General features: G+C 45.8%; 3 protein-coding genes and 1 pseudogene. 3 read left to right on the plus strand and 1 reads right to left on the minus strand.

Annotation, left to right across the window (positions count from 1 at the left end):
• Positions 1–1,617, plus strand: a pseudogene (locus QUA53_RS09990) (Calx-beta domain-containing protein); the annotation flags it as partial.
• 573 nt (positions 1,618–2,190) lie between these two features.
• On the opposite strand, the gene QUA53_RS09995 reads toward QUA53_RS09990, so the two are convergent.
• Positions 2,191–3,807 carry a Ppx/GppA phosphatase family protein gene (locus tag QUA53_RS09995; protein WP_333096628.1) on the minus strand — a complete coding sequence of 539 codons (1,617 nt, stop codon included), beginning with the start codon at positions 3,805–3,807 and terminating at the stop codon, positions 2,191–2,193.
• 210 nt (positions 3,808–4,017) lie between these two features.
• Here QUA53_RS09995 and QUA53_RS10000 point away from each other — a divergent pair, with 210 nt between their 5' ends.
• Both QUA53_RS10000 and QUA53_RS10005 read left to right on the plus strand, forming a co-directional pair.
• Complete coding sequence (locus QUA53_RS10000; RefSeq protein ID WP_333096629.1) at positions 4,018–4,902, plus strand: 4-hydroxybenzoate solanesyltransferase; 885 nt, start codon at positions 4,018–4,020, stop codon at positions 4,900–4,902.
• 630 nt (positions 4,903–5,532) lie between these two features.
• Positions 5,533–6,647: DUF4114 domain-containing protein (locus QUA53_RS10005; protein WP_333096630.1), on the plus strand; the 1,115-nt coding region annotated here is incomplete at its 3' end.

A 6,647-nucleotide genomic window follows, 5' to 3' on the forward strand; every position in this document is an offset into this window, starting at 1 on the left:
ACTCCAATTCCCACACCGACGCCGACACCTGGGGAAACTCCAATTCCCACACCGACGCCAATTCCGACTCCGACACCGGGGGAAACTCCAATTCCCACACCGACGCCGACGCCTGGGGAAACTCCAATTCCCACACCGACGCCGACACCTGGGGAAACTCCAATTCCCACACCGACGCCAATTCCGACTCCGACACCGGGGGAAACTCCAATTCCCACACCGACGCCGACGCCTGGGGAAACTCCAATTCCCACACCGACGCCGACACCTGGGGAAACTCCAATTCCCACACCGACGCCAATTCCGACTCCGACACCTGGGGAAACTCCGACGCCTGGGAAAACTCCGACACCAATTCCGACTCCGACACCTGGGGAAACTCCAATTCCGACGGCTAAAACTGGTGAAACGCCCATCGCCAATCAGAATTCGATCGCCCCAACCACATCTCCAACAGCCGAAACCCCTACACCTGCGGTAATTCCTGCTGCTTCGGAAGACTGTATGTGCGATCGAATAACTTTACCCGATCGCACTTCCATTCCCGGCCCCAATATCCCTGAAAATATCCTCAACGGTACTGACGGTAAAGATACTCTAACCGGCAGCGATATTAATGACATCATCAACGGTTTCAACGGCAGCGACTTGCTAAATGGCTTATTCGGCAACGACAATATTTACGGTGGCCTTGCTAGCCCAGTTACTGTTGGCGCGGATGCCGACAGCGACACCATATTTGGCAACAAAAATAACGACTATCTCGTCGGCAACGCTGGGAATGACATTATTTATGCGGGTAAAGATCGTGATGTGGCGATCGCAGGCAAAGATAATGACGTAGTTTGGGGCGACACAGGCAACGATACCCTACTTGGCGACGAAGGTAATGACAGTTTATTTGGTGGCATTTCTGATACGTCTGACGGTGACTTGACAGGAAAAGATTTGCTTTTTGGCAATAAGGGCAACGACGTTTTATACGGACAAGAAAGCGAAGATACTCTTGCTGGGGGCGAGGACAATGATACCTTACATGGCGGCAAAGATAACGATATAATTTGTGGCGATTTGGGAAATGATTTGCTATTTGGAGATTTGGGAAATGACAGCATCTGCGGTGGCGAGGGCGAGGATACGATTTTCGGAGATATTGACAATATCGCGGCGGATGCTAGCAGTCAACAAGATTATTTGTGCGGCGGCAGTGGCAATGATTTAATTTTTGGTAATCAAGATGCCGATCAATTGTGCGGCGGTGACGGTAGCGATACTCTGTACGGTGGTAAGGGTGATGATACTTTGATTGGAGGAATGGGCAACGACTGGTTGATGGGAGACTTCGGAAACGATACGCTGCAAGGGGGAAGCGGGCGCGATTACTTTTTCTTGACTGCGGGTGAAGGCCCCGATGTAATCACTGATTTTACGCAAGGTGAAGATTTATTAATTTTAACGGGAGGGTTAACAGTCGATCTACTCAGCATAGTTGAAGAAAACACTACAACTTTTATCAAAATTGCCAACACCAATCAAATCTTAGCTAGCCTCAAGGGTGTGCCAGCTAATCTCATCACTCAAGAGGATTTTACAGTAATTCGGTTCCCTGGTTTGTAGATAATATCGCATCCGGTTGTATCACAGTAATAACTAATAAGTCGTAATATTAAATGAACCGATTTTGTCCTGTCTGATGCGAAGGAAAGGAAAGAAGAAGAGGCAGTCCTTATTTGGCCCTTTAGCCTACAGAATTTGTAGATAAGACGACGGCTGAAACCGCGTCGTCTACACAAACTTTAATCTGCGCAAAATATTCGCTTTGACGAACGTCCTTCACGGACTAAAGAATTAATGGGATATCACAGCCTGATTTGGTATTAGGTAAATAAATAACTGAAATCCTTACTACAAACCGCAGTCCTTGTAGGAACGACTTTTACCAATAATCTTTCCTTCCTATCGCTCTATGAGACACAACTTAAATCGTTCGTATAGCGTCGCGAATAGTCCTATCACATTGATTTATCCTATCTACAATTAACCGCCACCCTGCCTTCAGAAGGCAGGCTAGGGCGATCGGGAGGAGTATGGAATCAAACACAATATTGCTACTACATTTGGGGTTAAGTTGAAACTAATGGTGCGAAATACGCACCCTAAAGTTTTTCGTTTTCCGGCTATGACTATTCTTTAAACTGTCAGGATTTTCGGTTCCAAAGTTGCCACTAATTTGAGATTGTACTCGTATTCAAAAAACGGCTTTTTATAATCTAAACTCCACAGTTCTAGAGCGCAGTCGTCTTCGGAATTGAGCGGTTGTAGTCGCAAGTGAAACTCTCTAACTTCCGGGCGGTGTTGGCATTTAAAATCAGAAATAGCGCCTATTTGTCGCCTATCTAAAGCCACAGCCAGCCGCAGGAAAGGATGCAATTTACTGACTAATTCTCGGTAATGTTTAGGAAGAATGATAAAATTTTCGTGCTTCTTTTTAGGAGGATTCTTCCGGTGATAGCGAGCCAAATTGGCAATTACTTCAATCTCTGTTTCAGTGTAGCCCAATAACTCACCATTGCGAATTAAATAGTAAGAATGCTTGTGGTGCGCTGAATGACTGACGTACAAACCGCAGTTGTGCAGAATCGCGGCAGCCCACAGCAACTCGCGTTCTTCGGTTCCCCAATTGTGTAAAATCCCTTGAGTTTGGTCGAAGAAATTGAGCGCAAATGCTGCGGTTCTTTCGCTTTGTTCTAAATTGACTTGATATTTGTCAGCCATGTGCAGAATGCTGCGCTGGCGGATTGACCCTTGATAGCGCAAGCGGTTTTCAATTAAACCGTGAGTCAGCATCCAGTCAACAATTACGCCTTCTCTCAGAGAGCGATCGCACACAGTCAGCGATTCAATTCCTAATAGTGTCATAGCTTCTTGCAAAATCAAAGCGCCTGCCAGAATAATTTCTGCCCGCTTGTCCGACATTCCTGGAATTGCCAGCCTTTCCGAGTAAGAAAGTTTGCGAAAACGATTGACTAAATCACGTAAATCTTTTAAACTTAACTGATATCCGGCTAGGGGACTCGGCACTGTTCCCCACTTTTCGCGAGCGTTAATAACAGCCAAAGTTTCGATGGTTCCAGCAGTGCCAATCAAGCGCAAAGGTTCGCCATCATGGAATTGGGAGCGCAATTCGTCGATCGGTCTTTCCAGCGAAATCCGAATATAAGCTTGCAAATAAGCAAACTCCTCCCTGCTTATCGGGTCAGTTTTGACAAATTGTCCTGTTAAGCGAACAGCACCTATTTTGGTACTGGTGAGACAGCGAGGCTCAGAACTGTCTCCTAAAATCAACTCCGTAGAACCGCCACCAATATCAATAATCACCTGCGATTGATTGTTAAACTCCATACCCGAAAGAACACCGAGATAAATTCTCCGCGCTTCTTCCTGACCGGAAATCAAACTAACATTCAGGTTTAATTCGTCAGCAACTTGTTTGAGAAAATCCCGCCCGTTAGGGGCTTCCCGAACTGCACTGGTAGCCACAGCAATAATTTGTTCGGCATTGAAAGTTTTAGCAATATCTTGAAAGCGGCGCAGAGTGGCGATCGCCCTTTCCATAACCTCGGACTTCAAGCACCCTGTTTTTGCCTCGCAATCGCCCAACCTAACCGTATCTTTTTCTCTAGCAATAATCGTAAACGCGGGCAATTTCGGATCGATCCGTGCCACCACCATGTGAAAGGAGTTAGTACCCATATCAATAGCAGCAATAATACGATTTGACTCCGTAGAAGCAAGTGAATTAACCATTGGAGTATCGGGGTTGATAGATATTTATGATTATTTCACGAATCCAGTGAGGCATTCTATTAAATTAGAAAAAATCTGGAACTGCTGGCTGGCAAAGACTTCCACCTGTTTGAAATTTCGACAGACGTGCGATCGGCAGCAGAGATAGTAAGTGATTGTGCCTAAAATTTGATAAAATTTACAGTTAAAAATATCAAATCTAGAATTGAAATGCTTAAAGAGCCCGATCGCCAACCCGAATCCACATTGCTAACCGTCGTGAGGCTGTTGAGATGGGACAAGCCAGCAGGAAGGCTGATTTTAATGATTCCAGCCCTCTGGGCCGTTTTTTTAGCAGCCCACGGGAGGCCGCCGACAGCATTGGTGGGCGTGATTGTGTTGGGTACCTTAGCCACAAGTGCGGCTGGATGCGTCATCAACGACTTGTGGGATCGCGATATCGATCCCGAAGTAGAAAGAACGCGATCGCGCCCCCTAGCATCCCGCGCCCTCACCGTGCGAACTGGAATCGGAGTTGCTTTAATTTCCTTTGCTTGTGCGGCAATTCTCGCTTTTTATCTCAATCCTTTAAGTTTCTGGCTATGCGTCGCCGCCGTACCAGTAATTATCTGCTATCCGCTAGCAAAAAGATTCTTCCCAGTGCCACAATTAGTGTTATCAATTGCCTGGGGTTTTGCAGTTTTAATTAGTTGGAGCGCCGCCGTTGGAACACTTGAATTAGCGACTTGGTTGCTGTGGGGTGCAGTCGTAGTGTGGACGATGGGATTTGATACAGTTTATGCGATGAGCGATCGGGAAGACGACCTGCGTTTGGGGGTTAATTCCAGCGCGATATTTTTCGGAGATAATGCCGCTAATGCTGTGGGTTTTTTCTTTATAAGTACAGTCGGTTTATTGACAGCAGTGGGCGTTAATCTGCACTTGCACATTGGTTTTTGGATGGCAATTAGTGCGGCGGCGATTTTGTGGTTTTTGCAGTACAGTCAACTGCGGAATGCGGATATTCCTAAGCTGGTTTACGGTCAAATCTTTCGCCAAAATGTTTGGGTGGGGTTTGTAATATTGGCAGGGATGATTGTTGGGGAGATTTTTTAATTTATTGTAGGGCTTGTCCCGCAGAAAATGGGTGTGAAACTCGAATGATTGAAGTTTGACACAAGACCTTCCGAGCGCTTTAAGCATGAAAGCCTGTGTCTCTTTGCTTTGTATCGAAGTCTCCAACGGCTGCACTATCCTGAAAAAGGGGGATGTGCGATCGCTCTTCTCCCTTTTTCTGGATTATTATACATAAATATACTTAGTGATTAATCCAATTGAATTAAACTTTTTGGAGATATTAGTGATGTGCTGGCTTATAAAAACTGATATTATTTTTGTGTATTAGACGAAATTATACCGGATTATTGGAGTATAAAAAACTACGTCTTTTTGTCTGCAGGTATGGAAATTGGTTGCAGGCAACACTTTCACCGGAAGAAAATAAATGTCTAACGGTGCCATTTCTTACTCGTTATTAAACACTCAGTGTAAAGTTTCATTACAAAACGCATAAAAAATCCGGCGCACTTCTGATAGATACATAGCGGCGGAAAGTTAAGCGGGTTTAACGATTTTCTAAACTTTTGCTCATTAAGTTGAATTCCCGTGTCGTTACGCGGGTTTGCGGCACTTGCTGGGCTGTGTCGGCTGATTTTTTCCATAGAAATTTATCAATCAAGGTGCATCATGTCTAATATATCGATCGGCAATCTGAACGACAACTATTTCTCCATCGACTTCGCAGGTAAAACTGACCCCACAGACACCTATCGTTTTAATCGGCTGAATACAGGCAGCTTCCGAGTTACCGCTGAAGGATTTAGTTCCATTGTCGGGATGCAACTCCTCGACAGTCAGGGAAAAGTCGTCAAAGACATCGAAACCAACGGCACAAATTCGGGAACTTTTAGCATCGATAACTTGGGTGCAACCAATTATGCCCTTAAAATTTCTGCACCCTCCCGCGATACAAATTATCAAGTTAGTTTAACCCCAGATGGCAAAGTTGACCCGCTGACAGGTTTAGGGGTTGAATCCGGCTTTTTCGCTACAGATTCAACGGGTCAAGTTGGCTTTGACTGGCTGCACGACGGCGGCAATTATCAAGGTGAAGTTGCCATTTTCAGCGTGCTGGGAATGGAGAAATTCACCCCTGGTTCTCAGGAATTTATCAAAGAAGCAGCAAGACGATCCCTGACCAATTCTACCTTTGGTCACGTAGTAATTTCTGACCCCACAGAAGGTGCAAATCCGCTATTTAACGGCAGTTTAGGAGAGGCAAATTATAACGCAGGGCAGTACAGCGACGCGAAAACATTTCCGATGAAACCTGGAGAGGTTTTTGCGGTGATGCTGGTACCAAATGGTACGGTGCAAGATTTGTTTAAGAATCCCGGTGCCGGCGGTGACAAACGCCCGGTGTTGTCATTATCTAGCACTAATCCAGATGATGCTTGGTTGTACGGTCAAGTAGCAGATGTCACTGGCAACGGCAAGGCCTTTGCAATGGAAGATCAGCGCGTCGATCAGGGTTCAGATAAAGATTACAATGATTTGGTTTTCAATTTAACAGGCGCGACGGGGAAAGCACCGGCAATAGAGAAAGTTATCGATCCAAGTAAGGATTGGACTAAACTTGATGGCGGCAAGAAATTGATCGATTATGTCAAATCAAAGCAGCCGGTGGTGGAACCTCCTGTTGCTGTAACGCCACCGATTGAGACAAAACCGCCTGTGGCTGTCGCGCCTCCTGTGGAAACGCCACCGATTGAGACAAAACCACCTGTGGCTGTCGCGCCACC

It is taken from the genome of Microcoleus sp. Pol12B3, assembly GCF_036701355.1.
Lineage (GTDB): Bacteria > Cyanobacteriota > Cyanobacteriia > Cyanobacteriales > Microcoleaceae > Microcoleus.